We start from the raw sequence: 26,012 nt of genomic DNA on the forward strand, positions 1-26,012 counted from the left end.
CGTTTGGTGTTTTATGGTTTATTTAATTCAAAATAAAAAAACTCACACGATAAAGTGTGAGTTTTTAAAATAATATGTAAATGGTTTATTTACTCTTTTTATAGTAATTAACCCCGCATTCTAAGAATTTCTTGAAATCCTCTTTGGGCATATATCCTGAAACGGGCGTGTTGATTACTTTTCCATCCGGAGTTATCAAAACGTAATGAGGCTGTGAGTTATTGTTAAAGTTAACCTGCTGGAATAAGCTCCATCTGTCACCAATTGTTTTTACCTTTTTGATCTGTCCTTCACCAAGGTCAATTTTAGTTTTTTGATCCTCTGGAAGCTCTTCTTTGTCGTCCACATACAAAGATGCTAATACTACATCATTCTGAAGGATAGGTAAAATGTCCGGTTCGCTCCATACAAACTCCTCCATTTTTCTACAGTTTTCACAACCGTATCCGGTGAAGTCAATAAGGATTGGTTTCTCCTCTTTTTTAGCAAGTTCTATTGCTTTAAAGAAGTCGTGTTCCGGATGCATTCCCAAAATTCCGTCTTTCTCATCATGGAAGTAGCTTACGTTCAGCGGAGGTAAAATTCCACTTAATAACTGAAGCTTCGGACGGTCAGATGGTATTAAACCCTGAATTAGGTAGATTACAAAACCAATTCCCAATACGCCTAATATCTTTCTTGTAATGGATATTTTAGGTTTTTTATCATCATGCGGGAATCTGATGAATCCTAATAAGTATAATGCTAATCCTAATGCAACGATGATCCAGATGGCGATGAAAAGTTCTCTTTTTAAGAAGAATGTCTTAGAAACAAGATCTGCTTTAGATAAGAATTTCAAGGCTAAAGCCAATTCTACGAAACCTAAAACTACTTTTACCGTATTCATCCATCCTCCGGATTTCGGAAGACTTTGTAATGCTTGCGGGAATAGAGCCAATAATCCGAAAACGATTGCCCATGCAAGACCAAAACCTGCCAATGCGAATGTCAATAACATCGGAACATTGGTAGAACCGGTTACTGCACTTCCCAGTAAACTTCCTAAAATAGGTCCTGTACAAGAGAAAGAAACAATAACCAATGTCAATGCCATGAAGAAAATACCGATAAGTCCTCCAGCTTCTTCCGCTTTAGAAGATTTATTAGCGATTGAACTTGGTAACGTGATATCATAATACCCGAAGAAACTTCCGGCAAAGAAGATAAATATGATGAAGAACGCGATGTTCAGCCATACACTTGTAGAAATCTCGTTAAAGATATTCCCTGCAATTCCGTCAATAACATGAAAAGGAATACTTAATAAAACAAAAATAAGAAGAATGAAAAAACCATAAATAAGAGCATCTCTTTTTCCTTTCGCCTTGTTTTTACTTCCTTTTGTAAAGAATGAAACAGTCAGTGGAATCATTGGGAAAACGCAAGGTGTAAGCAAAGCGATCAGACCGCCAATAAACCCTAGGAATAAATAGGTCCAGTAATTTTCATCCACTTTAGTAGATGCTGTACCGCAATCTGTCAATGGGTTTTTGAAATCTATCGTTGCAATTTTCAGCTGCTTAGGATCCAGTTTTGACGTTTCTGCGACTGTAGCTTCTGTTTTTGCAGGGTTTTCGGTAACAGTCTCCGTTATTTTCACTGAATCTTTTACAGGGCCTGTGGTTTCCTCAGTTGCAACTTCTTCCGTTGCTCCTTTTGGGGTAACTTTTTGGTTGAATTCTAATGTATTGGGAGCCAGGCAAACCCTGTCATCACAGGTCTGATACGTAATTTCAGAAGTGACATCCGCAGGTTTTGCAGGATCTTTTAATTTAAATTTCTGCTTAAATCCAGCTGAATTGGAGTAAAAAACAATTGTTCCACCAAAAGCTTCAGAAAACTCTTCGTGTTTTTTACCAACTTCGGTAAATTTCCCGATAAGTTCAATATTCTTTCCTGTAACCTTATATTCAGTAGGAATTCCGGTGTCTTCCGGTAAATCTTTTGAGTAAATATGCCATCCGCTTTCCATAGTAGCATTCAATACCGCTTCGTACTGATTGTTTCCCAGGTCATTGATGGTGAATTTAAACTTTACGGGATTTTTTATCTGCGCATTAATCCCTGTCGCTAAAAATAGTAGAATTAATAAAAACCAATTTCTAAATTTCATTGTTCATTTCATTAAAAATTTTGAGACTCCATTTTGTCTTCTCATTCTTTGCATATCTTCTATCCTGTCTGAAAGGGATGATCCCAAGTACAGAATCATTACTGTCCGTCAGTATCCAGATTTTTTGCCTCGCTAAAATAGATAATTTTTCGTCCCTAAAAAACTTAGAAACTTTCTTTTTCCCGGAAAAACCGGATGGATACAACTCGTCACCCTCTTTTTGTTTTCTCAAACGTAGTGGGAAATGAAGTTTGTCAGCATCAAAATCCCATTCAAACCCCTTATTGATTCCATCAATGCTTTCAATATAATCTACGAGGTTGATGTTGATTTGGTTTTCGGAAAAATCAAAATGACTGATCAGTACAATTTCTTCTTCAATTTCTTTTTCGTTGCTTTTGTCAATAAAAATTAGCTCATCACGGTTGACAATCAACTGATATTCTTTTGAAAAAAATGAACTGTTGTTTTCGGCTTTAAAAATTTTGGGGATTTCTTCCTCCTGGTTGAATCCGTATTTTTTTAAAATTTCAAATTTTACGAAATCGCTTTCCTGATCCAGCTTTTCCTTTGATAAGATTTTATTGTTTTGGTTAAATATTGTAATACGATTTTCTATCTCCTGAATCTGTTTCTGAACAAAATCTTTAGTTTGATTCAGATACAAAGAACTTTTTTTGAAGTTTTCCAGAAAATGATCGTTGGTTTCCATCAGCATCGGAACAATCTCATTTCTAATCTTATTCCTCAGATAATCATTTTTTTTATTCGACAGATCCTCCCTGAACTCAATCGTGTTCTCCTTCGCAAACTGATAAATTTCTTTTTTCGAAAAATTTAAAAGCGGTCTGAGAATATAATTATCATTGGATGGAATTCCACTTAGTCCGTTGATGCCCGCAGCTTTGGAAAGATTGATGATAAAAGTTTCCAGCTGGTCATTCAGATGATGAGCGGTAACCAGAAATTCCAGTTTTTCCTTTTCCTGAATTTCTTTAAAAAAAGCATACCGAAGTTCCCTCGCCCAAAGCTGAATAGAATTGTCAGGCTTTCGATCTTTTTCCGAAACTTCATACAAATGAAATTTTATATGATTTTTCTCACAAAAATCCTGCACCGTTTTCTGATCCAGATCCGAATCATTACCACGGAGTTTATAATTGATATGGGCAACCTGAAATTTGAATTCTGAGCCTTTGATTTTGTTCCCTAAATCCTTGAACAAAGAGGCAAGAACCATAGAGTCTGCACCTCCGCTTACTGCCAGAAGATACGTATGATTTTCCGGTTCGTGAACAAGATTTTTTAATTGACTGATAAAGCTTGATTTTTCCAACATAGATGTTGAGAATTTCTTTTATGCAAAGATAACCGATATAATTCAATTGAATTTTCCTAACTTTGAGTAGTCTAAAAATGATTATTTATGAAGATTTTAAAAATTGTAGCAGTTTCTGCAATGGCGCTGGGAATGACATCTTGTGTCAGCAAGAAGCAATATGATGCTTTGAGCACAAACTATAAGCAGTGTATTGAAAATATCGGAGAAAGACAAAGAGAAATCCAGGATTTGAAGTCTCAGAACTCTGCATTGTCCGGTGAAAACAACTTGCTGAAAAGCCAGCATGATGCTTTAAAATCATCACTTGATGCATGTCTTTCCAACACTGGGAAAAGCTCTGCTAACATTGATAAATTGGTAGGAGAAATCAATGCTTCCAATTCTTATATCAAACAATTGATCTCTAATAATGCTAAGAATGACAGCTTGAATCTGGCATTATCTAACAAGCTGAAAAGATCATTGGATAATGTATCAGATCAGGATGTACAGGTGAAGGTATTGAAAGGAGTTGTAATGATCTCTCTTTCAGATAATATGTTGTATAAAACGGGAGATTACAATATTCTGCCTGCTGCTCAGGAAGTGTTGGGAAAAGTGGCTAAAGTAATCAATGATTATGATAAATATTCAGTGTTGATTGAAGGTAATACGGATAACGCTCCATTGAATTCTCCAAATCTTCCAAGAGACAACTGGGATCTTTCTGCATTAAGAGGTACTTCTGTAGCTAAAGTTCTTCAGACTCAGTTTGGAGTAGATCCTGCAAGAATTACAGCTGGAGGTCGTTCTGAGTATAACCCTAAAGCGACAAACATGAGCGTTTCAGGTAGAAGTGAAAACAGAAGAACGGAAATCATCATTATGCCTAAGCTGGATGAGTTTATGAAACTGATGGATATCGCTCCTAAGAAATAATCACTCAACCATACATAATAATAAATCCCGAAGCAATTCGGGATTTATTTTTTTATAAGTCAATCTGTTTTGGAATATATTGAGTTGATATTTTCTTCTTTGATGAAGAAACTGCTTTTTTAGCGGTTTGCTCAAAATAAAAATTGGTGATATTCCATACGATCATAATGGCTGAAAAGTAATATAAATTGAGAACGAGTGCAATTCCCAGATGCATAAAAACAGTTAGGAAAAGCCATATCTTCTGAGTCGGTTTGTACCAGATGAAAAACGGATAGCACATCTCGATGATAATCGTACTCCACCCAATAAAGCTTAAGACATAAGAATGTTCTATAAGCCAGCTGAAATCAAAATTCAGATCTCTGTTGGAATAGGGCAGATGAATGGCTTTCCAGATAGATTCGCCGTTCCACCAGTTGAAACCTAAAGCTTTATCCAGTCCTGAAAAGAAATAAGCAATAGAAATGTGAATCTGAAATAACCTTTTGGCAGGTGTGATATTTATTTCCCGTGGTTTTCTGTTGAAAATAAAATTCCTGAGTGAAAAATATTGATCTGAAGGGAAAAGTATCAGATAAAATAAAGACATGCTTGTGAAAAAGTCTGCACCATACGCAAAGAAAGAACTACCCTTGAGTAATGCAATCTGCAGTATAAGTAAAAGAAGTGCAGAAACTCTGGAATAAAATCCGGTAATAATCAAAATACACAACGTAATAAATGATATTTTGGTCATCATAATTGTTGTGCTTTCTTCAATACCGAAACCCTGTAAAAAGGTGACGATTTTTGAGAAAGTAATCAGCCAGTCAGGCGTGAAAACACTCATAATGTCCTGTGGAATGATACTGCTGCTTGAAAATAATTTGTCAAAATCCGGTATCACTGCGATAAATTGTAGAAGGATAACACTTCCTATAGCAACGCGGAAGAAGCTTAAGAATTCCGTTTGATTATCCTGTTTGAAAAAGAAGTTTTCAATTTTGGTATAAAGTACATCTAGCTTTTTCATCACTTTAATTTTTGAATTCATCAATAAGAATAAGATTTTCATTCGTTCTTCCCTGTTTGAAATCTGCAATGGTGGGGTAGTCGTACAGATAAAGTTTTGTCGTAACACTTGATGCTTTTGGATTTTCTTTCATCACATGTGCTGCAATCTGTTTGATAATAATGTCCAGATATTGATAATATTTGCGGTCATAAGTGTTCTTGTCGGAAATTTTATCCAGAAACATATTGAAGACGGTAGTATATCTCACTCTGCTTTCCTTACTTTTGAAATAAGGCATATTCTTTTGTTCTAAGATATTTCCATTTTTATCTTTCAGTTCAAAGCTCATCACAAAATCACTGGCAACATTCGGTGCATAAAAACCATATCCTGTATCAAAACCGGTATAAGAAGTAAGCATATTGATAGGTTTTGATTGGGCAAAATTCTCTGATATCACATACGCCAGAGGTTTATCATAGTTCTTGTTTTCATAATAAAAACCGTAGTAGCCATCAAATGTTCCCTTCATGCCTATTGTAAATACGATCAAAAGAACAATAAAAATTCCCGATAACTGAAGCTTTTTTTTCATGACAAAAGATTTAAAAAAAGGCTGCCTTCAGAACAAAAACAGCCTTTAACGGTTATTTGTAGTTAACCAATACATTATTAAGCTTAACATTGATTCTTGGATCAATAGCTGTATTGACTTTATAAGATTTTATGATCACATTGGTAAGATTCTTTCTTCCCATAGTTGGCGGACAGATCGTGTATTCTTCAGCTCCTCTTATGGTAAGTTTACCTAAAGATGCAATATCTTTCTGAGTCAACAATGCCACATTAGTGGCCACCTGATTATTTTGAATGGCATAATAATCTGTTCCAAGTTCTTTGGCTCCGTATTTTTTCAGGATGCCGTCTACTTTAGCTCTCAGATCTCCATATTTGTTCCAGTCGATATTCGCTTTCATTAAACATCCGCGGATGATATACTGTCTGTTGATTTTGTAAATAATAAAATTGGTGCCCAAACTGTTCTGATGGAGTTTTTGTAGTCTTAATAAACTCTTTATGTCTTCATCAGAAATTTTTTTGACATCTTTAAGGATGTAATTGTTGTCTACAATGTAATTGCCTTTTTCTTTATAAAAAGACATTTCCTGAGGTTTTAGCTGGGAAAATATCATAACAATTCCCACTATTGCTCCAATTAAAAATAAAGTCTTTGTTTTCATGTGGTTGTTTTAAAATATCCCTACTCTGTTTTAGGATTTTCGGATACCTCCTTGGTGTGAGTGTTTCATGGTCGAGAAACATAGATCAAATGTAGGATTATGTAAGTGCTTAAGAATAAGTGTTTATCCTGTTTTTTACGAGGACTTTACCCTGTTAAGATTGAAAAGTAAAGACTGTAAAGAATGAGAATTCCGAAAGAACTTAGCGTCCAAGGCTAATTCAGACTGTTTTTGTTGATGCTTGGAAGAAATATTTTTTGGATGAACTCAGAAAAGTTCTTTTGAGTTGAAGTTTGGGAAAAGATAATCCCAGAATGGAATTATGTTTTTGATCAGAAGATCAGATAGAATAACTGAAGTGGCTTTGACAGAAAGAGGATGATTTAAAAAAAACAAATCCCGAAGGTGGCCGGGATTTATTTTTTAATCAAATTAATTCTTCCTTTTTCAGGAGCGAAATAATTCGTAGCAAAAATGAAGTGGATATTTCTTTCTTAGTTTTTGCTGCAGAAGAATCAGTTGTGCCTTTCAGCATAACTTTTTTGTGATTCTCATGGTTAGTTTGTGTCTCTCCTGCAATCATCTTGTTTCTCTTAGTGTTTTTACCCCTTATTCTCATTGCAAACTTATAACTAATACCACAAAAATACCATCCGTGTTTTCACGGTATTTTATATGGGGTTTTCACTGATATATAGATTTTTATTCATTTAATTAGTTGATTAATAAAAGAATATGTATATTTAAATCTCTATTAAAGGAAATAATTAAAGAGGTATCCGAAAATCTAAAGAGTAGGAAATTAATACTAAACAAAATAATTATGAAAAATTCAAAAAAACTTTCAAGAGTGGAAATGAAAACTGTACAAGGTGCTATCAGAGGGTGTAACCCACAGATATTTTGTACTAGCCCACAAACAGAGTGCTGCCCAGGATGGGTTTGTGCTGGTATAAGACAATATTGTATAGCCGTATAATGATTTTTATATAAAATTTAGATCTGGCTAAGAAAAAGAGAGGGATTAATTTCTCTCTTTTTTTGTATCTTATTGTTGAATTTAAAAACTAGCTTTAAAATCCTTAAATTTGTTTTAAATTAAAATGGTATGAGTTTTTTTGAAGAAAAGAATCCTGAAATGGACAGATATTTGGAAGCACACGCTTCTTCAGAATCCGAAATGCTGAAAAAACTGAGAAGAGAGACTTACCAGAAGACGACACAGCCTCATATGATTTCCGGATATCAGCAGGGAAGGTTATTGACTATTATTTCCCAGATGCTGCAGCCAAAAAGTATTTTGGAAATAGGAACCTTCACAGGATATGCTACACTATGTCTTGCATCAGGACTAGCGAAAGGCGGGAAAATTACTACGCTGGATGTGAACGAAGATCTTGCTTATCTGCCGAAAAAATATTTTGAGTCCAGTGAATATGCCAGTCAGATTGATTTTAAACTTCAGGATGCTAAAGAATTTTTAAAAGAAACAGACGAGTTTTTTGATCTGATTTTTGTGGATGCTGATAAGGAAAATTATGCGGAATATTTTAGACTGATAAAACCTCACACTAAGTCCGGAACGGTAGTCCTGTTTGATAATGTTTTGTGGTATGGAAAAGTGCTGGAAGAAAACCCAAAATTGAAATCTACACAGTCTATCCAGGAATTAAATGATTTGGCGGCAAAAGACGAAGATTTTGAAAATCTTATTTTACCTTTGCGTGATGGAGTCAACTTTCTTCGCAGAAAGTAATTAAAACATTCAAGGATTAAACATTTAAAGAGGTACATGTCGTATTTTTAATCTTTAAATTATTCAATCTTTAAACTGAGAGTTAATGAATAAAGGAATTTGTATTGTTACAGTAGCGCCGGTTCGTGCAGAGAATTCTGACAGAGCTGAAATTGTTACGGAAATATTGTTTGGAGAAAGCGCAGATATTTTGGAAGTAGATAAAAACTGGACCAAAATAAAAATGCACTATGACGGCTATGAAGGATGGATGGATACCAAACAGTTGAAACCGATAACAGATGAAGAACTGGCAGCAAGAAAAGTGACTGTGGTTACTGAAGATTTTTCCTCTGTATTGATGAATGACGGGAAGACACTACTGTCTATGGGGTCAGAAGTGGAGTTTCCGGTGGTTGCTTCAAGGAGAAGTCATGATGTGCGTGAAAGTATTGCTATGGCGGCAAAAGAATTCCTTAATGTACCTTATTTATGGGGTGGCAAAAGTTTTTTTGCAGTAGACTGCTCAGGATTTACTCAATTGGTCTATAAAATTCACAATATTAAAATTCCAAGAGATGCTTCACAACAGGCTGAGGTAGGAGAACCACTTACCTTTGTAGAAGAAGCGCAGCCAGGAGATCTTGCTTTCTTTGAAAATGCAGAAGGAAAAATTATTCACGTAGGGATTATGCTGGATAATCAAAAGATCATTCATGCTTCCGGAAAAGTAAGAATTGACACGTTGGATTCTACAGGGATTTTCAACAAAGAAATGAACAAACATACTCACAAACTGAGAGTGTTGAAAAGTGTAATTTAATTCTCATTCAATCTCATCTGAAATGGAAAATATTCTTTTTACAATTTTTGATATTTTTAATTTTGGATGGGTCGCTTTCTTGTGGTGGTTTACCCTGAAAAACTATATCGCATTGCCGGAGAGAATTCCGGTACATTTTGATATGGAAGGAAAAGCTGATGGATTTGGTGGGAAAATATATGCATTTCTGATGCCTGTATTAGCTCTTGGACTATATGCTGTGTTCGTGTATGGATTAAAACATCCTGAAGATACTAATTTCCCTGTAGAAATTACAGATCAGAATATGAATGCTCAGTTTTTAATTATGAAATTTGGATTGAGAATTCTTTTTGTTGTACTGGCAGTCATTTTTACAAATATTCAGGACTATATTTTCAGATATGCTGTTGATGATAAAGCTAAACCCAGAATTTCATTTGCTACTATTTTTATATCGGTCGTTTTATTTACTCCAGCACTGCTTTTTATTGCCCATCTATTTAAATGATACATTCTAAAGATAATTCAGAACACTATACCTGGGGAAACCACTGTGACAGCTGGATCCTGAAAAATACGCAAAGCTTATCTGTGAAGCAGGAAAAGATGCCTGCAGGAACGTCAGAAAAACTACACTATCATAAAGTGTCAGAACAGTTTTTTTATATCCTGAAAGGAGAAGCTGTATTCTATATTAATGGAGAGAAATACCCGGTTAAACAAGGAGAATCTATTTCTGTTGCACCGGAATCAAAACATTTTATCTCCAATGAATCCACCGAAGAAATCGAATTTTTAGTCATATCCAATCCTCCTACGGATCATGATAGAATTGAAATAAAAGAATAATAAACATGGCTTTTCTATACAATATATTTATCAGTCTCCTTACTTTCGGAATGAAGGTTTTTGCATTAATTGACAGCAAAACTAAAAAAGGCGTTGAAGGAAGAAAACAGTCGCTAGATAAAGTAAAATCTGCATTTACAAAAACAGATAAAGTAATCTGGATGCATGCTGCCAGTTTGGGAGAATATGAGCAGGGACTGCCTGTTTTGGAAAAGCTTAAGGAGAATTTTCCCCATTATAAAGTTCTGGTGACATTTTTTTCTCCATCAGGGTATGAGAATGTCGTTAAAAAGAAACATATCGCAGACGTCATTTGTTATTTGCCATTCGATAAAAAAAGCACTGTGAAGGAATTTATATCACAGTTTAATACTGAACTATTTTTTACGGTTAAATATGATTACTGGTATAATCTGCTAGCTGAACTGAAAAGTAAAGGGACAAAAATCTACGTTATTTCAGCTCTGTTCTATGAAAGACAATCCTTCTTTACTTCCTATGGTAAATGGTTTGTAAAGCAGCTTCAGAAAGATGTAGATTGGTTTTTTCATCAGACTCAATTTTCTTTAGCTCTGGCTAAAAGTGTGGGATTGACGAAATCTTCTGTAACGGGAGATACAAGGTTTGACAGAGTAAAGCAACTTCGTGAACGGAACAACCATGTTGATTTTATTGCGGATTTTATAGGAAAAAATAAAGCTGTGGTCTTTGGGAGTTCATGGCAGGCTGAAGAAAAAATAGCAGAAATAGTTTCCCGTAAAAATAATACAGTGAAACTCATTATCGCCCCACACGATCTGAAAAGAGTAGAGCATTTGAAAAGTATATTTCCGAATGCATTATTATACAGTGAGATACAAAATGCTCAGCCATTAACCAACAATGCTCAAATTCTGATTATAGACAGTATCGGTTTATTATCAAAGCTATATTCTTATGCAGATGCAGCTGTTGTAGGAGGAGGATTTCATGATGCCGGACTTCATAATATTCTGGAAGCGGCAACTTTTGGTGTTCCTGTGGTTTTTGGAAATCATTATAAAAAGAATCCGGAAGCCGATGATCTGATCGCTGCGAATGGCGGAAAATCATTTCCAGACGAATATACAGCAGCAGAATTTGTTTTATTTCTTATGAATGAAGATAATCAGGAAGAGCTAACAGAAATGTCTCAGAATGCAGGAAAATTCGTAGACGAAAAACCTAATTCTACCCAAATGATTCTGCAGAAAATTTTATCTTAAAAATCCCTGACTTTTTATTTCCTTCATGATTTGATCAATATTTTCTGGTATTTTTTCACATTCAAACCAATTGAAGTCTAGACCATTGTTAATACAGAGTTTTTGAAGATAATGGTTCTCTAATATTTTCTCTTGAGTGTCACGCAGATATTCATCAATTTCCATCCAGTAATCCTCATCCAGTTTTTTAATAAGAGTCAAAGACTTGAATACTTTGTTGATGATATAAATATAAAGCTTGTAAACATTGTCAAACCTTTGTCTGCTGAGATCACTGTTGTTTTCCAGGATTTTATTGATAAGAAGAAGATTCAATGAAACTTCCCCGAATTTATCGGTGGTAATTTTGATGTGTTCAGTGATTTCTGCACTTATCTTTCGGATAATAGTCAGAAAATAAGGAGCATTTCCGGTATATTTTGAGGCTAAAAGAACCTTTTCCGTTACAATTTCCTCCATTGCATTTCTCTTGTCATCTGTGGTTTCCGGATCAATAAGCTCAAAATACAGCTTTTTAGACAATAATTTATCCTTTCTCAGAAGTCTGAAAATAAGTTTGTCTTTCTCGGTACCGGAAAAAGCGCTCAGAGCGGCTTTAAACTCTTTTGAATACTCCATTAATTGAAAATTTTCGAATACTTCATGAATCCGTTCAGTGCCCAGTTTGCCGTATAGTACAATGATTTTAATGTTGAAAAGCCCATGAAATCTTTATAAACAAGATATTGATCTTTGATGATGTTTTTTTTCTTTCTGGAAACACTGTTTTCACGCATTCTGTATTTTGCCAGTGTTTTTTTTACAGGAATCCCCTCAGGAATTACTTTTAAAAGATTAAGCCACATCACATGATCTTCACGCTTGCTTTTTACAGGAAACAAAAACTTTCCAACCCTTTTGGTGTCATACATTGTGGAAACCGGTGCCAGGCGGCATGTCTTCAGCAGATTGGAGAAAGTAACGACTTTGTCAGCCAGAAAATCTTTCAGAATAGGCTGAAGCTGTTCATCACATCTTGAATAATTGCAGTAAACAAGTTCTGCATTATGTTCCTGCATGTAATCTGTCATTGTTTCCAGATATTCGGGATACCAATAATCGTCAGAATCCAGAAAAGCGATATATCTTCCCTGTGCTCTTTCCAGGCTATTGTTCCTTGCATTTCCTGCCCCACCGTTTTTCTCGAGTACCTGCAGTTTTATCCTGGGATCATTGTATTTTCTGATGATCTCAACAGTATTATCTTTGGAAAGGTCATCAGTGATCAGCCATTCCCAGTTTTCATAGGTTTGGTTAAGAACAGAGTGTATGGTTTCCTCGATAAATTCAGCAGAATTATAACAGGGAGTGATAATGGAGACAAGATCTTTCATTTATGCTTTTTGAGACTGTAAAATTATAAAAATCTTTTTTCATAAAAATGCCAGGAGCTTACCCCTACCGCAATAACCACCAACATACATACCAAAGCCATTACAAATGGATTGTAATCTTCAAACAATCCTAAAGTCTGGAAAGTTCTGATAATAGGGAAGTGGAAAATATAGATTCCGTAGGTGAAATCACCATATTTTCCGAAATTGTTTAAGAATTTGAATGAATAGGCAATGTACATTACAATAACACCAATCATCATTGGGGAAAAAAGTTGAATATTTAAATATAAATCAATCCACACCGTAGCGAGGGCAATGATGAAGAGCATATTTTTATATTTGATGAATTTATCAAAATTAAAGTAAATCAGCATTCCGGGGATAAAATAGGATAGTGTTCCTGGAAGCTGTTTGGCAACTGAAATTTTATGTAAAGATTCAAAATAATTGAGATAAATAAGTGATAAAAAGTATAAAATAACTAAGCTTATATTTCTGAATTTATTATTTTTTCCGAAAAGTAAAAACAACAAAGGGACAGAGAAATAATAGCACATTTCTATTTTCAGTGTCCATAAGGCACCATTCACTGCTTGATTTCCAAAAACTCCGGGAAGCCACGGTGCTTTAAAATTTAAAAATAATGAATTCCAGAAAAGATATTTATAAACTTGTGTATTGCTGAAATACTCGGTGAGAGAATACGTGCTAACCAAACTTAATAAAATTGCACATAGAAAAATAACCAATAAATAAGCGGGAACAATTCTTTTGATTCTCTTTTTTAAATAGCTTTTCAGGCTTGAAGACCTGTCATAGCTCCTTGCGATAAGGAATCCACTCACTGCAAAGAAGCCGAAAACAGCAATTTCTATAGGGCTGTGCTCAAAAATTTTAAGATCGAGAGAAGCGCTGAGGGTGCCAAGATGTCCAAGAAAGACAATAAAGGCAAGGAGAACACGTATGAAATCAAAATTGTTTTTCGTAATATCCTGCATTTGTATTTTCTTTCTTGCAAAAATAACTTTTTTAATAAAATGAATAGGTGCATGTATTCATTATTTGTTAAATAAAGGGAAAATGAGGTCTGAGGGTTTTAAAATATATATAAATAAAGGTCGATGAAATAATTTTTCATAAAAAATAGTAATATAAATCAAAAAAATTATAATTTTAGCGCTTGAAAAAATTGATCTATGAAGAAATTAGCATTACTATTTGCAGGTTTGTCTCTGTTTGCCGCTACAGGATGTAGCAGTGATAATGATCCTGTTCTGGAAGCTCCTCTAGTTGGGACTTGGCAACCGTTAAAAGAAGTAGTTACTACTGTTGAGGTGGGTGAAGACCCGGTTTCTAACACGATTACTTATACTGACTGTCAGAAACAAACAAGATGGTGGTTCAGCGCTGACTCCAAAGGAGGGAAAACAAACTGGGGAGATACCGCTACACCTGGTCAGTGTGCTATTCTTTCTGATATAAAATTCAATTATACTTATAATAAGGAAGGAAAAGACGTTCAAATGAAAATTCAGGGGATTGTAGAGCCGCAAAATGCAAAGATCATTACTTTGGATGATACAACGCTCAATCTTGCTGTAAGAGAGGAGACTCAGGATCCTACTATATTCCAGACAAGAACATATACCTTCAAAAGAGTTATTCAATAATAGTATATACTTCAGGATATAAAACAGATCTCATCTCCGGATGGGATTTTTTTGTTGAGGACAGAATTGCAATTCATCATAAATTAAATTTCCATTTACTTTAAAATCATTATTTTTGTGAATCTTGTTAAAAGAGAAAATAATTCGATATTTTAAAGTCTAACATATAACATATATATAAAGTGTTTTACGATCATCAGCAGATAGAAAAAAAGTGGCAGAAATACTGGGAGGAAAATCAAACCTATAAAACCTCTAATAATACAGATAAACCCAAATTTTATGTACTCGATATGTTTCCGTACCCATCCGGAGCAGGTCTTCACGTAGGTCATCCGCTGGGATATATAGCATCGGATATCTATGCAAGATACAAAAGACATCAGGGGTTTAATGTTCTTCACCCGGTAGGATATGACAGCTTTGGACTTCCTGCTGAGCAGTATGCGATCCAGACAGGACAGCATCCGGCTATTACTACAGAACAAAATATCAACAGATACGAAGAGCAGTTAAGAAAAATCGGATTTTCATTCGACTGGAGCAGAGAAGTGAGAACTTCAGATGCCTCTTACTATAAATGGACACAGTGGATCTTTATCCAGCTGTATCACTCTTGGTATAATAAAAATACCGACAAGGCAGAATCTATTGATTCATTAATCCAACATTTTGAAGAAAAAGGAACCGAAGGATTAAATGCCAATCAAAACGACGAATTAAATTTCACAGCAGAAGAATGGAAAATAGCTTCCGATCTTGATAAAGAAGATATCCTGTTAAACTATCGTCTTGCTTACAGAGCTGAAACTACGGTGAACTGGTGTCCTGCATTAGGAACTGTATTGGCAAATGATGAAGTGAAAGACGGTAAATCTGAAAGAGGAGGATTCCCTGTTTTCCAAAAGAAAATGATGCAGTGGAGTATGAGAATTTCTGCTTACTCTGAAAGATTATTACAAGGATTAAATACTTTGGACTGGCCACAACCTTTGAAAGATTCCCAGGAATACTGGATTGGAAAATCTCAGGGAGCACAGGTTCAGTTTAAGGTAGAAAACCACGATGAAATCGTTGAGGTATTTACAACAAGACCTGATACTATTTTTGGAGCAACTTTTATGGTATTGGCTCCGGAAAATCCTTTAGTAGAAACTATTACTACCGATGCTCAGAAAGTAGAAGTAGATACTTATATTGAAGAAACTTCCAAAAAAACGGAAAGAGACAGAATGTCTGACGTGAAAAACGTGAGTGGGGCATTCACCGGAAGTTATGCAATCAATCCGTTCAGCAATGAGAAAATGCCGATCTATATTTCAGACTATGTATTGATGGGATATGGAACAGGAGCAGTTATGGCTGTTCCGGCACATGACGAACGTGATCACAGATTTGCAAAGAAATTCAACCTTGAAATTAAAAAAGTTGTAGAAACTGAAGAAGACGTTCAGGAGAAATCTTTTGATTCTAAAGACTCAGTTTGCGTAAACTCTGATTTCTTAAACGGATTGAGTTATAATGAAGCGAAATCAAAAATCATTGCTGAGATCGAAACTAAAGGTATCGGTCATGGAACAACAAACTACAGACAGCGTGATGCAATTTTCTCAAGACAGCGTTATTGGGGAGAACCTGTTCCTATATATTATAAGGATGGGATGCCTTACACGTTGCCGACTTCTGCTTTACCATTGGAACTTCCTGAAGTTGAAAAATATTTGCCAACAGAAGACGGAGATCCACCATTAGGAAATGCGAAAGAATTTGCATGGGATGAGGTTAACCAGAAAGTAGTTGCTACAGATCTTGTTGATGATAAAACTATTTTCCCGTTAGAATTATCTACTATGCCTGGTTGGGCAGGAAGCTCATGGTATTTCCTTAGATATATGGACCCTCAGAATGACGGAGAGTTCTGTGCAAAAGACCTTTCAGATTATTGGGGACAAGTTGATTTATATATTGGTGGTAGCGAACACGCAACAGGTCACTTATTATATTCCCGTTTCTGGAATATGTTCTTAAAAGACAGAGGATATATCAATCACAATGAGCCGTTCCAGAAATTGATCAACCAGGGGATGATCTTAGGAATGAGTGCATATGTATATAGAATTGACGGAACCAACCAATATGTATCTAAAAATTTAGCTAAAGATTACCAGACTCAGCAGATTCACGTTGACGTATCCTTATTAAAAGGAACTTCTGATGAATTGGATACTGAAGCTTTCAAAGCCTGGAGACCAGATTATGCTAATGCAGAATTTATTTTAGAAGACGGAAAATACATCACAGACCGCGAAGTAGAGAAAATGTCCAAGTCAAAATACAATGTGGTAAACCCTGATGACATCTGTGAAGAGTACGGAGCTGACGGTTTAAGATTGTATGAAATGTTCCTGGGGCCATTAGAGCAATCCAAGCCTTGGAATACTCAAGGATTAAGTGGAGTATATGGTTTCCTTAAAAAATTCTGGAATCTGTATTTCAACGAAGACTCATTTGAAGTTTCAGAAGAAGAACCTACAAAAGCAGAATACAAAGTTTTACATACCTTAATAAAGAAGGTGGTATATGATATTGAAAACTTCTCTTTCAATACATCCGTATCATCATTTATGATTGCTGTAAACGAGCTTCAGAAAATAAAATGCAACAAGCGCAATATTTTAGAACCGCTGGCCGTTATCATTTCTCCTTATGCTCCTCACATCTGTGAAGAACTGTGGAGTTTATTGGGACACAATGCATCTATTGAGTTTGAAAAGTTCCCGGTATTAAATGAAGATTATCTGGTAGAAGATGAAATTGAATATCCGGTAAGCGTAAATGGTAAAATGAAGTTCAAAATTTCACTTTCAGCTCAATTATCTGCCAAGGAAGTGGAAGATTTGGTGATTTCAAGTGATAAAATGCAACAGATTTTGGAGGGCAAAACCCCTAAAAAAATCATTGTAGTCCCTCACCGTATTGTGAATATCGTAATTTAAATAAAATTTAACATTGGGAAATTAAAAAAAATGGGTGTCTTATTTTTTTGATTTTTTAACTCAAATGTTAAATTTGGGGAAAATAAATAAAATAATTAAAAATAATTATTATATCGAAATCGTATTAAAATTTCTTTATCAAAAAAAAGCAAAATGTTTAATTAAGACTCTTGCATTTTAATTAATTTTGCCTTTAATTTACACCCTGTAAAATTTTAAAACAATATAATTTAGTTAAATATGGAAATGAATGTTTCAAAAAATGATGAGCAAGTAGTTGCTAGAAAGGCAGGAGGTTTAAATCCAGCTGTTATTATTCCTATTCTATTTATTATAGGAGTATGTATTTATTTATTCGTTCTTGGTAGCCCAGGAAACTTTAAAGATGCAGATAAACTAGGAAGTGGATCTGTAGCTTTTTCAAGTGTTGAAGGAAAAGACATTCACCCAGAATCGTTTTTAGGTATTATCTACAAAGGAGGGGTTATCGTACCAATCTTGATTACTTTCATGATTACTGTAATCGTTTTCTCTTTTGAAAGATATTTCGTTCTTGGTAAAGCTGCTGGAAAAGGAAACTTAGACAACTTCGTTGTACAAGTAAGAAGCTTACTAAACCAAAACAAAATTGACGAAGCTATCGAAGAGTGTGACAGACAACAAGGTTCTGTAGGTAACGTAGTAAAAGAAGGTCTTACTACTTACAAAGCACTATCTCACGATACTACATTAAATAAGGAGCAGAAAATGGTAGCGCTTAACAAAGCTATCGAAGAAGCTACTACTCTTGAGATGCCAATGCTTGAGAAAAACATGATGATCCTTTCTACTTTAGGTACTGTTGCAACGTTAGTAGCACTACTTGGAACGGTAATCGGGATGATCAAGGCGTTCTTCGCATTAGGTTCAGGAGGTGGTACTCCAGATGCTGCTGCTCTATCTACAGGTATCTCTGAAGCCTTGATCAACACGGCATTAGGTATTGGTACTTCAGCAATCGCTATTATCCTTTATAACTTCTTTACTTCTAAAATTGACGGATTAACTTACAAGATCGATGAGATCTCTATGAGTATCCAACAATCTTTCGCTGAATTCAACTAAGAATTAGCAAGGTATTTGCATTAGCAATTAAAAGAAGTTTAATTAAAAATATTTTATAATAATGGCGAGAGTCAAACCAAAAAGACATGGAGTAGTTACGGACATGACGGCAATGTGTGACGTTGCGTTCCTACTTCTTACGTTCTTTATATTGACCACTCAGTTTAAAAAACCTGACGTGGAGCAGATCAAACCGCCATCTTCAATTTCGGAAAAATTACTTCCTGATGCTAGTTTAATGACTATCAACGCTACTCCGGACGGAAAATTCTATTTCCAACCAGTAGATAATGCATCAGAAAGAGTTGCTCTTTTGGAAAAAATGGGACAAAAGTATGGTATTACTTTTGACAACAACCAAAAAGTAGCTTTCCAGAAAGTTCAGGCAATTGGAGTTCCAATGAACCAACTTAAAGGGTACTTGGATATGTCTGGAGATGAGCAGAAAAATTATAAGAGTCCTACAGGTATTCCTATGGACAGTACAAATAAGCAATTAATTGATTGGGTAAAAGAAAGTTTGAGCGTTAACCCTGACTACAAGTTAGCTATTAAAGGTGACGTTACTACTCAGTACCCTAAAGTTAAAAGCCTATTTGAGGGTTTAAGAGATATTGATTTTCTTAAATTTTGGTTGATTACATCACAAGAAGGTAAACCATAATATATCATTAGAAATGGCAGAAGTACAAGTACAGGAAAAAGGCGGCAAGGGCGGCAAGGTTCGTTCCAAGAAGCAAAGTACCAGAGTCGATATGACTCCGATGGTGGACTTGGGTTTTCTATTGATTACCTTCTTTATGTTCACAACTACATTCAGTAAACCGAATGTTATGGATTTGGGTCTTCCGGCTAAACCGAAAGATGAAAAACAAAAACCACCTCCAACAGAAATTAAACTTTCTAATTCAATTTCTATTTTATTAGGAAAAAATAACAGAGTGTTTTGGCACCAGCAGGATGCTACATCCTTGAATGACCAAACGCTTATGGAAACTACTCTTGATAGAGAAGGAATTAGAAAAGTAATTCAGCAGGCAAAATCTAGAGCTGCAGATCAAACGAAATTTACCGTGATCATTAAGCCAACTGACGATGCTATATATAAGAACTTTGTTGATATTCTTGACGAAATGGCAATTACCAAAAGTGAGCAGTACGGTGTTACTGATGTGAAGCCTTGGGAAAAAGCTATTTATGACAAGAAAGTAGGAGGTGCTGCTGCACCGGCTGCTACAAAGTAATTTAACCATAAAATTGTATATCTAATCTATGGCAGATGAAAATGTATACGGTCAGAATCTTACTTTAGACGAGATTGTATTTGAAAATAGAAACAAGGAATATGGTGCCTACGATATTAGACATCAGTATCCGAGACTTTTAACAAAGTCTTTTATCATCGGAACAGCATTATTCCTTTTGGCAGCTTTGTCTCCGTTCATCTATCTTACGATTAAAAATCTTACAGCTCCGCCTAAGCAAGAAGTAAAGGCAGATCTAGTAGATATTATCGAAGAAGAACCGATTATCGAGCAGCCTAAGGACGAAGAACCACCACCACCTCCTCCTCCAAAAGAAGAAGAGAAAATTGAGGTGATTCAGAACGTAGTTCCTGAGCCTGTAAAAGCTCCGAAAATTGAAACTCCACCGCCGCCAATCTCTAAGCAGTTGGAAACAACAACTGGTTTGCAGAATCAGGAGGGGGTAAAGGCTCCGGCTTATACGCCACCGCCACCACCACCATCTACAGGTACTAAAGCTAGTACTGTAGAGGTAAAAGCAAATAATCCTAACGAGATCTATAAAGATGTTGACCAATCTGCAGAATATCCTGGAGGTATGGGAGCATTAAGAAAGTTCTTGGGAGATAATTTCGATACTTCTTTAATGGAAGGAGGTGAAGGAACGCTTAAAGCTAAGCTTAAGTTCGTTGTAGAAAAAGACGGAACTGTTTCTGCAGTTACTATTGAAGAGAAATCTCCAAATGGCGACTTCAACAGTGAAGCTGTACGTGTAGTTAAGAAACTTAAAAAATGGACTCCTGCGAAAAGAAACGGGGAGAGCGTTAGATCTTACTATAGTGTACCATTTACTATGAACTTTGAATAAGACTTATTTATTCAAAATATAAATAAAAAGAGAAGCATATGCTTCTCTTTTTATTTTTTTTGGTATTTTTGTTACATGATGTTCAATTGGTTATCCCTGGTTACGGGATTGTTTTATATCGTTTTAGGAATTGTAGTGATTGTCTACAAATTCTTCTTTACTATTTTAGAACCTGCTGTTGCCTATGCACTAGGTGTAGTACTGGTTATATATGGTATTTTCAGAATTTACAGGGCCATCTCAAGAATTAAAAAATCGAGAAATGAAGAATAGTTTTAAGCTTGCAGTAATTTTTGTTTTAAGCATCATGCTTGCAGGCTGCAAAAAGGAGAAAAATGCTCCTTCCTATCACAAAGGTGATCTTACAATTTTTACTGACGAGTCCTTTCAAAGTGTCACAGAAGCATTAGCTGACGGCTATATGATCAACTACCCTGAAACCCACATCAAAGTAGAAACCAAAAAAGAAGATTTAGGACTTCTGGATCTTCTGAAAGGAAGTGCTAAAGTGGTTGTAATGTCCAGAAATCTTACTCCTGAAGAAATAAAAACATACGAAGAAAGAACCGATTTAAAGTTTCTTCCTGCTAAATTCGCTGCTGATGCAGTAGTTTTTGTTGTTCCTAAAGATTCTCCGAAAGAAAGTATTTCAATGGAGGAAATCAACAGCGGACTGATGTCTGATAAAAAAGAATTCATTTTCGATGGAACCAACTCAAGTAATTTGAATTTTGTCGCTGAAAAATTTAAAAAACAGCCGAAAGACCTTCAATTTTCCATTATTCCAGGAAATCAGAAGATCATAGAGGAATTAGGTAAATATCCCAATAAAATAGGGGTTGTGGGGCTTAATACTTTTAGCCGTCCTTATGATAAAGCTTCTGAGAAACTGAGAGAAATGGTTAAAATTCTTCCTGTTGTAGAAAAAGGAAAACTTTACAATGCAGATTTTGAAGGGCTCCGCACCATGGAATATCCATTTACAAGAGTTCTTTATTTCTTGATTAACGAAGGTAATTTCAATATTGCCAATGGATTTATTAGATTTTCATGTACCCATTTAGGTCAGAAAATTGTACAGAAAGAAGGTCTTCAGCCTTATAATATTTATAAGAGAGAAGTTCAGATGCGTTAAAAAATATTAAATTCACAATTTAGCCTTATTAAAAATATTGATTTGGTCTGAAAATTGTGTAGAATATAACTCAATTATTAGAAAATATAAAATGAAAGATATAATGAATATGAATGTAAAGAAGATTGCTTTTGGAGCAGCCGTGGTATTTTTTACCGGTTTTGCCTCTGCACAGACACTGCAGGATGGTATTAACAGTATAGACAGTGATAAATTTGCTCAGGCAAAAACGAACTTCACTGAAATGATCGCTAAAGAGCCTACAGCTGAAAACTACTTCTATTTGGGAAATACTTTCTTAAGACAGGGAGAGCCAGATTATGCTAAAGCAATTGAAAGTTTCAATAAAGGATTAGCTGCTGATTCAAAAAGCTATCTTAACAAAATCGGTTTGGCTGCTGTTAAATTAGGCAAAGGTGATAAAAATGCTGTTGCTGAAATTCAGAAAGTAGTAACTGATTCAAGAGAAAAAGATGCTGAAGTTCTTTTCAGAGCTGCGGAAGCTTTAACTTTATTTGAAAAGAACAGTTCACCTGATCTTGCTATCCAGTTTTTGACTAAAGCTATTGAGAAAGCAGAGAAAAAAGGTGTTCCTGCACATTATTATTATACATTAGGAGATGCTTACAGATTAAAAAGAATGCCGGGAGAGGCTATGTCTGCTTATGATAAGGCATTACCTACTGCTAAAAATAAGGCTTCCGTTTATACAAGAATGGCAACTTTATGGATGGCTGCACAGCAATGGCAGCAAGCTAAGCAGAATATCGATAAAGCGATCGGTGTAGATGCTACTTATGCTCCTGCATATAAAGCATTGGCTGGTTATGATATCAGATACCAACAGAATGCAAAAGCTACACAAGACCTTATCAACTATACAAAATATGCTGATGAAGATCCGTATACTCAATTAGAAATTGCAAAACTATACTTCACAAACGAAGATTATGCAAACTCTAAAATGGTATTAGATAAGATTTTTGATAAAATTGAGGATCCTATCAAGTTCAAATTAAGAGCTTACAATGCATACGCAGATAAAAACTATGCGGATGCTAAGCAAAACATGGATACTTTCGTTTCTCAAGCTGAGAAAACAAGAGTACAGCCTGCTGACCAAGGTTTACAAGGACTTATTGCTGCAGGTCTAGCAAAAGATGAAAAAGATGCTGCTAAAAAAACGGCTTTAATGACGGAGGCTCAGCAGAAAGTTGCTATTGCAAAAGCTGCAAAAGATGAAACAATGAAGTGGGATCTTGAATTAGCTAACATCGCTGGAGGTGGAGGTGTTTCTCAGTCAGAAGTTGACAAAGGACCTACTAACCCTGCTATTGAAGCATTGAAACAGAAAGTTGCTGCTAACAGCCAGGATTCTGATTCATTATTTAAGTTAGCTACAGCTTACCAGGATATTAAAAACTGGAACGGAGCAATCCTTACATGGCAAAAAATGTCAGCTCTACTTCCTGATTGGGCTCCTGCATATTACAGCCAGGGGTATTCTTACCAACAGGCAGGAAACAATGATGCGGCAAAAATGGCTTACGAAAAATTCATCAGTACAGTAAAACCTGCTGATCAGGAAGCCAACAAGCAGACTCTTGCTTATGCATACTTTGCTGTGGCTTATATGAATAAAGATACTGATCTTGCAAAAGCTAAAGATTATGTAGCTAAATCTCTACAGTTAGATCCTACTTACCAGGATGCTGTAAAATTAAATGCAGAGATCAATAAGTAATTTAAAATGTAAATTACAGATATTAAAACTTCCCATTCGTAATGTTTGGGAAGTTTTTATTTTAAACTTATCTTTGATTATATGAAAACTGATATACTTGCTTTTGGAGCACATCCTGATGATGTAGAGCTGGGATGTGGCGGAACTATTGCTAAAATGGTTTCAGAGGGTAAAAAATGTGTAGTGGTGGACCTTACAAGAGGTGAACTCGGAACAAGAGGTACAGATGAAACAAGAAAGGCAGAAGCGGCAGATGCTGCTAAAATTCTGGGACTTTCAGCAAGAGAGAATCTTGGAATGAAAGATGGCTTTCTGGTAAACTCTGAAGAATACCAAATGAGGATCGTAAAAATGATTCGCAAATACCGCCCGGAAATCGTGTTAGCTAATGCAATTGATGATAGACATCCAGACCATGCAAAAGGAGCGAAATTAGTATCGGATGCGTGCTTTTTGTCCGGGCTGAGAAAAATAGAAACGGTAGAAGAAGGCGAAAATCAGGAGGTGTGGAGACCTAAGCATGTTTTTCATTATATTCAATGGAAAGATATCAAACCGGAATTTGTTATTGACATTTCAGAATTTCTGGAGACAAAAATTGCATCCTGTATGGCCTATAAAACTCAGTTTTATGATCCGGCTTCTAAAGAACCAGAAACTCCGATTACAACAAAAGACTTTTATGAAAGCTTAACTTACCGCGCTCAGGATTTAGGGCGGTTATCGGGAGTTGCTTATGCTGAGGGATTTACGTCTGAGAAGTTAATTTCTTTGAAAAATTTTGATGGAATTGTTTGGTAGTTGAGGAAAATGTTCTATATTTGCACTCACAAAACGGTGATTGTAGCTCAGTTGGTTAGAGCGTCGGATTGTGGTTCCGAAGGTCGGGGGTTCGAGACCCCTCATTCACCCAAAGAAAGTACACTTTTTACAAGTGTACTTTTTTATTTTATGTCTGTTTCAATAATAACAGATACTTCTTTTTTCATATCCTTTCTAAAATTTTTTTTCATCCAGCGCTTATAATTTGTAAATCAATACACAAAAATGGTTCTATTTAAGTTTTTGAAAATAAATTCAGGGTTTGGTGATTGAAACTTTTATATTTGATTAACTAAAATAAAAAAGATACAAATGAAATTGTATCGAATTAAAAAACTAACGAATATGAAAAATCTTTTTGTAATCATTATTCTAATATTCTCATTCAAATGTTACTCCCAATCTTATTACAAGAATTTATTTGATAGCAAAGGGTATGATACATCAATAGGCTATTCAAATAACTCGAATCAACTTGAATTTTCATGGGGTGTATCTGCTAATATGGAGGCATTGGTATTGATGTATGAGAAGACTAAAGAAAAAAAATATGCTGAAACACTCATTAAGTGCATAGGAAATGTAATCGATAGAAGGGATGATCTTAGAATTCAAGTGCAGGGTTTAAGTAGGATTTCTGACTACAGGAAGATTTCTGGAGCTGCTTGGTCAACTAACCATTATAATGTTACTACTGATAAAGGAGATCCTTATTCACACTTAGTGCATAGTGCTAATATAGTATATCCAATGGCGAAATTTGCTGCTATAATTAAACTTAATAATTCCATTCTGCGGTTAATTTCGGATCCGGGAGGTCGTTATGGTAATCAAACTTATAGCCATATTGCAGATGATATTATTCAAAAAGTTCAGGAAACTCTTAATTATCATAAAGATCAATGGCATTCTGAATCTAAAAATATTGGTTATTACAAGGAATGGGGGAATAATAATTCTCCAATATCTCATCCAGGCGTAATTTTGCCATTTAATATGCAGAGTGCTGTAGGAAGGGTTTTGATTCAAATGTATAGAGCAACTTTTCAGCGTTCTTATCTTACACAAGTATATCAAATAGCTAATTTCATAAAATCAAATACATCGTATAACAATGAGCTAGAGTCTAATAACTGGAAATATTGGAAATATAATGACTTAGCTGAGGATGTTTCTCATGCAGCTTTGACTATAAGTTTTCCATATGAATGTTATAAGTATAAATTATTATATAATAAAAAATCTATTTATTCATATTTGGAAATAAAAAGATACATTAATACTTTCACAAATGATATTGCAACATCTTCCTTATTGATGAATGGTGGGGTAAATGATCATGCTCAATATTGGGATCTTAAGTCTAATACGAAAGTTGGTAGCCTGACATATGATAGTTATATCTGTAATAGATGGCTATATCTGGGGGAGTATGATAAAAAATTGTATTCGTTAATTGTTGATATACAAAAGAATAAAAATTATAATACAAAATTATCAGTAGATGACTCTTTGACGTTAGCACTGCTTGCATATAATGAAAACTAACATGTTTTCTTTGCATTAGATAGATAAATAAATATTTTGATGAATGTGTTTCTTCTTTGTTTTTAACATGCAGCAATTGAATATCCTCTTTAAGTGTAAAAGAAAATCTGTTTTGTCTAACGGTGATCGTTTTTGCCCTTATCCTTATATTCTACACTATTTCTAAATTAAGTATTAAGTAGATTTTGGGCATAAAAAAAGCATCTTTTTCAGATGCTT

General features: G+C 35.0%; 26 protein-coding genes and 1 tRNA gene. 19 read left to right on the forward strand and 8 right to left on the reverse strand.

All coding sequences use genetic code 11. The features are described from left to right. Window positions 1-85: 85 nt before the first annotated feature. Entirely contained in the window at window positions 86-2,155 is a 2,070-nt protein-coding gene (locus ACLMCG_RS19345; protein WP_413960844.1) for a cytochrome c biogenesis protein CcdA, read from the reverse strand. Then, the gene (tilS, locus tag ACLMCG_RS19350) at window positions 2,145-3,494 is read right to left on the reverse strand and encodes a tRNA lysidine(34) synthetase TilS (RefSeq protein WP_413960843.1); all 1,350 of its coding nucleotides are present in this window, start codon (window positions 3,492-3,494) and stop codon (window positions 2,145-2,147) included. The genes ACLMCG_RS19345 and tilS overlap by 11 nt, the downstream gene beginning before the upstream one ends. A gap of 87 nt (window positions 3,495-3,581) precedes the next feature. On the opposite strand from tilS, the gene ACLMCG_RS19355 reads away from it, so the two are divergent. Then, window positions 3,582-4,415 (forward strand): OmpA family protein, encoded by an 834-nt coding sequence (locus ACLMCG_RS19355; RefSeq protein ID WP_413960842.1) that lies wholly within the window; start codon window positions 3,582-3,584, stop codon window positions 4,413-4,415. A 52-nt stretch (window positions 4,416-4,467) separates the two neighbouring features. Here ACLMCG_RS19355 and ACLMCG_RS19360 read toward each other — a convergent pair whose 3' ends face one another. The 3 genes from ACLMCG_RS19360 to ACLMCG_RS19370 are packed head-to-tail and all read right to left on the reverse strand — an operon-like array spanning window position 4,468 to window position 6,653. Next, window positions 4,468-5,430, reverse strand: a complete 963-nt coding sequence (locus tag ACLMCG_RS19360) for a hypothetical protein (protein WP_413960841.1) — start codon at window positions 5,428-5,430, stop codon at window positions 4,468-4,470. Between the two features lie 4 nt (window positions 5,431-5,434). Further along, complete coding sequence (locus ACLMCG_RS19365) at window positions 5,435-6,007, reverse strand: hypothetical protein (RefSeq protein WP_413960840.1); 573 nt, start codon at window positions 6,005-6,007, stop codon at window positions 5,435-5,437. Window positions 6,008-6,059: 52 nt separating this feature from the next. After that, a complete protein-coding gene (locus ACLMCG_RS19370) occupies window positions 6,060-6,653 on the reverse strand; it encodes a hypothetical protein (protein ID WP_413960839.1) in 594 nt (197 codons plus the stop codon). An 823-nt stretch (window positions 6,654-7,476) separates the two neighbouring features. Between ACLMCG_RS19370 and ACLMCG_RS19375 the strand changes: the two genes are divergently transcribed. From ACLMCG_RS19375 to ACLMCG_RS19400, 6 genes are all read left to right on the forward strand, one after another. Then, entirely contained in the window at window positions 7,477-7,632 is a 156-nt protein-coding gene (locus tag ACLMCG_RS19375) for a CCPGW family putative bacteriocin (protein ID WP_410493605.1), read from the forward strand. 129 nt (window positions 7,633-7,761) lie between these two features. Then, window positions 7,762-8,409 carry an O-methyltransferase gene (locus ACLMCG_RS19380; RefSeq protein WP_223601506.1) on the forward strand — a complete coding sequence of 216 codons (648 nt, stop codon included), beginning with the start codon at window positions 7,762-7,764 and terminating at the stop codon, window positions 8,407-8,409. 85 nt (window positions 8,410-8,494) lie between these two features. After that, window positions 8,495-9,211: an NlpC/P60 family protein gene (locus ACLMCG_RS19385; protein WP_413960838.1), complete on the forward strand. Its 717-nt coding sequence runs from the start codon at window positions 8,495-8,497 to the stop codon at window positions 9,209-9,211. A 22-nt stretch (window positions 9,212-9,233) separates the two neighbouring features. Then, window positions 9,234-9,701, forward strand: a complete 468-nt coding sequence (locus ACLMCG_RS19390) for a DUF1648 domain-containing protein (RefSeq protein ID WP_413960837.1) — start codon at window positions 9,234-9,236, stop codon at window positions 9,699-9,701. Beyond that, on the forward strand, window positions 9,698-10,042 hold the full coding sequence (locus ACLMCG_RS19395) for a cupin domain-containing protein (RefSeq protein WP_413960836.1): 345 nt from the start codon (window positions 9,698-9,700) through the stop codon (window positions 10,040-10,042). Before ACLMCG_RS19390 ends, ACLMCG_RS19395 begins: the two co-directional genes overlap by 4 nt. Before the next feature lie 5 nt (window positions 10,043-10,047). Continuing rightward, on the forward strand, window positions 10,048-11,286 hold the full coding sequence (locus ACLMCG_RS19400) for a 3-deoxy-D-manno-octulosonic acid transferase (RefSeq protein ID WP_413960835.1): 1,239 nt from the start codon (window positions 10,048-10,050) through the stop codon (window positions 11,284-11,286). Here the strand turns inward: ACLMCG_RS19400 and ACLMCG_RS19405 are convergent. Genes ACLMCG_RS19405 through ACLMCG_RS19415 form a run of 3 tightly spaced genes read right to left on the reverse strand, consistent with a single transcriptional unit; the run spans window position 11,278 to window position 13,660 of the window. Next, a complete protein-coding gene (locus ACLMCG_RS19405; protein ID WP_413960834.1) occupies window positions 11,278-11,904 on the reverse strand; it encodes a deoxyuridine 5'-triphosphate nucleotidohydrolase in 627 nt (208 codons plus the stop codon). The genes ACLMCG_RS19400 and ACLMCG_RS19405 overlap by 9 nt on opposite strands. Further along, window positions 11,904-12,659: a glycosyltransferase family 2 protein gene (locus ACLMCG_RS19410; protein ID WP_413960833.1), complete on the reverse strand. Its 756-nt coding sequence runs from the start codon at window positions 12,657-12,659 to the stop codon at window positions 11,904-11,906. The genes ACLMCG_RS19405 and ACLMCG_RS19410 overlap by 1 nt, the downstream gene beginning before the upstream one ends. A gap of 23 nt (window positions 12,660-12,682) precedes the next feature. Next, complete coding sequence (locus ACLMCG_RS19415; RefSeq protein ID WP_413960832.1) at window positions 12,683-13,660, reverse strand: acyltransferase family protein; 978 nt, start codon at window positions 13,658-13,660, stop codon at window positions 12,683-12,685. Window positions 13,661-13,858: 198 nt separating this feature from the next. Here ACLMCG_RS19415 and ACLMCG_RS19420 point away from each other — a divergent pair, with 198 nt between their 5' ends. From ACLMCG_RS19420 to ACLMCG_RS19475, 12 genes are all read left to right on the forward strand, one after another. Beyond that, window positions 13,859-14,332, forward strand: coding sequence for a lipocalin family protein (locus ACLMCG_RS19420; RefSeq protein ID WP_223601498.1), 474 nt, complete (start codon window positions 13,859-13,861; stop codon window positions 14,330-14,332). A gap of 182 nt (window positions 14,333-14,514) precedes the next feature. Next, window positions 14,515-17,328 (forward strand): leucine--tRNA ligase, encoded by a 2,814-nt coding sequence (gene leuS, locus ACLMCG_RS19425; protein ID WP_413960831.1) that lies wholly within the window; start codon window positions 14,515-14,517, stop codon window positions 17,326-17,328. A gap of 240 nt (window positions 17,329-17,568) precedes the next feature. After that, window positions 17,569-18,432, forward strand: a complete 864-nt coding sequence (locus ACLMCG_RS19430; protein WP_047373530.1) for a MotA/TolQ/ExbB proton channel family protein — start codon at window positions 17,569-17,571, stop codon at window positions 18,430-18,432. A gap of 61 nt (window positions 18,433-18,493) precedes the next feature. Further along, window positions 18,494-19,096, forward strand: coding sequence for an ExbD/TolR family protein (locus tag ACLMCG_RS19435; RefSeq protein ID WP_223601496.1), 603 nt, complete (start codon window positions 18,494-18,496; stop codon window positions 19,094-19,096). 13 nt (window positions 19,097-19,109) lie between these two features. Beyond that, window positions 19,110-19,676 (forward strand): ExbD/TolR family protein, encoded by a 567-nt coding sequence (locus ACLMCG_RS19440; protein ID WP_223601495.1) that lies wholly within the window; start codon window positions 19,110-19,112, stop codon window positions 19,674-19,676. A 28-nt stretch (window positions 19,677-19,704) separates the two neighbouring features. Beyond that, window positions 19,705-20,544 (forward strand): energy transducer TonB, encoded by an 840-nt coding sequence (locus tag ACLMCG_RS19445; protein WP_223601494.1) that lies wholly within the window; start codon window positions 19,705-19,707, stop codon window positions 20,542-20,544. Window positions 20,545-20,619: 75 nt separating this feature from the next. Then, window positions 20,620-20,817, forward strand: a complete 198-nt coding sequence (locus ACLMCG_RS19450; RefSeq protein ID WP_172617109.1) for a DUF308 domain-containing protein — start codon at window positions 20,620-20,622, stop codon at window positions 20,815-20,817. Next, window positions 20,807-21,679, forward strand: coding sequence for a PstS family phosphate ABC transporter substrate-binding protein (locus ACLMCG_RS19455; RefSeq protein ID WP_413960830.1), 873 nt, complete (start codon window positions 20,807-20,809; stop codon window positions 21,677-21,679). Before ACLMCG_RS19450 ends, ACLMCG_RS19455 begins: the two co-directional genes overlap by 11 nt. 91 nt (window positions 21,680-21,770) lie before the next feature. Further along, window positions 21,771-23,423, forward strand: coding sequence for a tetratricopeptide repeat protein (locus ACLMCG_RS19460; protein WP_223601492.1), 1,653 nt, complete (start codon window positions 21,771-21,773; stop codon window positions 23,421-23,423). An 81-nt stretch (window positions 23,424-23,504) separates the two neighbouring features. Further along, entirely contained in the window at window positions 23,505-24,224 is a 720-nt protein-coding gene (gene bshB1 / locus ACLMCG_RS19465) for a bacillithiol biosynthesis deacetylase BshB1 (RefSeq protein WP_213277193.1), read from the forward strand. 35 nt (window positions 24,225-24,259) lie between these two features. Further along, window positions 24,260-24,335: transfer RNA gene (locus ACLMCG_RS19470), tRNA-His, on the forward strand. Between the two features lie 255 nt (window positions 24,336-24,590). Next, window positions 24,591-25,793 (forward strand): hypothetical protein, encoded by a 1,203-nt coding sequence (locus ACLMCG_RS19475; protein WP_413960829.1) that lies wholly within the window; start codon window positions 24,591-24,593, stop codon window positions 25,791-25,793. The last annotated feature ends 219 nt before the right edge of the window (window positions 25,794-26,012 follow it).

The organism is Chryseobacterium sp. S90, from assembly GCF_047444895.1.
Classification (GTDB): domain Bacteria; phylum Bacteroidota; class Bacteroidia; order Flavobacteriales; family Weeksellaceae; genus Chryseobacterium.

What these genes read in the sequence shown, in the direction of transcription:
- ACLMCG_RS19445 (WP_223601494.1), top strand. Translation starts at nt 19,705, where the DNA reads ATGGCAGATGAAAATGTATACGGTCAGAATCTTACTTTAGACGAGATT.
- ACLMCG_RS19440 (WP_223601495.1), top strand. Translation starts at nt 19,110, where the DNA reads ATGGCAGAAGTACAAGTACAGGAAAAAGGCGGCAAGGGCGGCAAGGTT.
- ACLMCG_RS19420 (WP_223601498.1), top strand. Translation starts at nt 13,859, where the DNA reads ATGAAGAAATTAGCATTACTATTTGCAGGTTTGTCTCTGTTTGCCGCT.
- ACLMCG_RS19385 (WP_413960838.1), top strand. Translation starts at nt 8,495, where the DNA reads ATGAATAAAGGAATTTGTATTGTTACAGTAGCGCCGGTTCGTGCAGAG.
- ACLMCG_RS19380 (WP_223601506.1), top strand. Translation starts at nt 7,762, where the DNA reads ATGAGTTTTTTTGAAGAAAAGAATCCTGAAATGGACAGATATTTGGAA.
- ACLMCG_RS19375 (WP_410493605.1), top strand. Translation starts at nt 7,477, where the DNA reads ATGAAAAATTCAAAAAAACTTTCAAGAGTGGAAATGAAAACTGTACAA.
- ACLMCG_RS19360 (WP_413960841.1), bottom strand. Translation starts at nt 5,430, where the DNA reads ATGAAAAAGCTAGATGTACTTTATACCAAAATTGAAAACTTCTTTTTC.
- ACLMCG_RS19390 (WP_413960837.1), top strand. Translation starts at nt 9,234, where the DNA reads ATGGAAAATATTCTTTTTACAATTTTTGATATTTTTAATTTTGGATGG.
- ACLMCG_RS19365 (WP_413960840.1), bottom strand. Translation starts at nt 6,007, where the DNA reads ATGAAAAAAAAGCTTCAGTTATCGGGAATTTTTATTGTTCTTTTGATC.
- ACLMCG_RS19370 (WP_413960839.1), bottom strand. Translation starts at nt 6,653, where the DNA reads ATGAAAACAAAGACTTTATTTTTAATTGGAGCAATAGTGGGAATTGTT.
- ACLMCG_RS19430 (WP_047373530.1), top strand. Translation starts at nt 17,569, where the DNA reads ATGGAAATGAATGTTTCAAAAAATGATGAGCAAGTAGTTGCTAGAAAG.
- ACLMCG_RS19450 (WP_172617109.1), top strand. Translation starts at nt 20,620, where the DNA reads ATGATGTTCAATTGGTTATCCCTGGTTACGGGATTGTTTTATATCGTT.
- ACLMCG_RS19410 (WP_413960833.1), bottom strand. Translation starts at nt 12,659, where the DNA reads ATGAAAGATCTTGTCTCCATTATCACTCCCTGTTATAATTCTGCTGAA.
- ACLMCG_RS19475 (WP_413960829.1), top strand. Translation starts at nt 24,591, where the DNA reads ATGAAAAATCTTTTTGTAATCATTATTCTAATATTCTCATTCAAATGT.
- ACLMCG_RS19435 (WP_223601496.1), top strand. Translation starts at nt 18,494, where the DNA reads ATGGCGAGAGTCAAACCAAAAAGACATGGAGTAGTTACGGACATGACG.
- ACLMCG_RS19355 (WP_413960842.1), top strand. Translation starts at nt 3,582, where the DNA reads ATGAAGATTTTAAAAATTGTAGCAGTTTCTGCAATGGCGCTGGGAATG.
- ACLMCG_RS19395 (WP_413960836.1), top strand. Translation starts at nt 9,698, where the DNA reads ATGATACATTCTAAAGATAATTCAGAACACTATACCTGGGGAAACCAC.
- ACLMCG_RS19405 (WP_413960834.1), bottom strand. Translation starts at nt 11,904, where the DNA reads ATGGAGTATTCAAAAGAGTTTAAAGCCGCTCTGAGCGCTTTTTCCGGT.
- ACLMCG_RS19345 (WP_413960844.1), bottom strand. Translation starts at nt 2,155, where the DNA reads ATGAAATTTAGAAATTGGTTTTTATTAATTCTACTATTTTTAGCGACA.
- ACLMCG_RS19400 (WP_413960835.1), top strand. Translation starts at nt 10,048, where the DNA reads ATGGCTTTTCTATACAATATATTTATCAGTCTCCTTACTTTCGGAATG.
- tilS (WP_413960843.1), bottom strand. Translation starts at nt 3,494, where the DNA reads ATGTTGGAAAAATCAAGCTTTATCAGTCAATTAAAAAATCTTGTTCAC.
- ACLMCG_RS19415 (WP_413960832.1), bottom strand. Translation starts at nt 13,660, where the DNA reads ATGCAGGATATTACGAAAAACAATTTTGATTTCATACGTGTTCTCCTT.
- ACLMCG_RS19460 (WP_223601492.1), top strand. Translation starts at nt 21,771, where the DNA reads ATGAAAGATATAATGAATATGAATGTAAAGAAGATTGCTTTTGGAGCA.
- bshB1 (WP_213277193.1), top strand. Translation starts at nt 23,505, where the DNA reads ATGAAAACTGATATACTTGCTTTTGGAGCACATCCTGATGATGTAGAG.
- ACLMCG_RS19455 (WP_413960830.1), top strand. Translation starts at nt 20,807, where the DNA reads ATGAAGAATAGTTTTAAGCTTGCAGTAATTTTTGTTTTAAGCATCATG.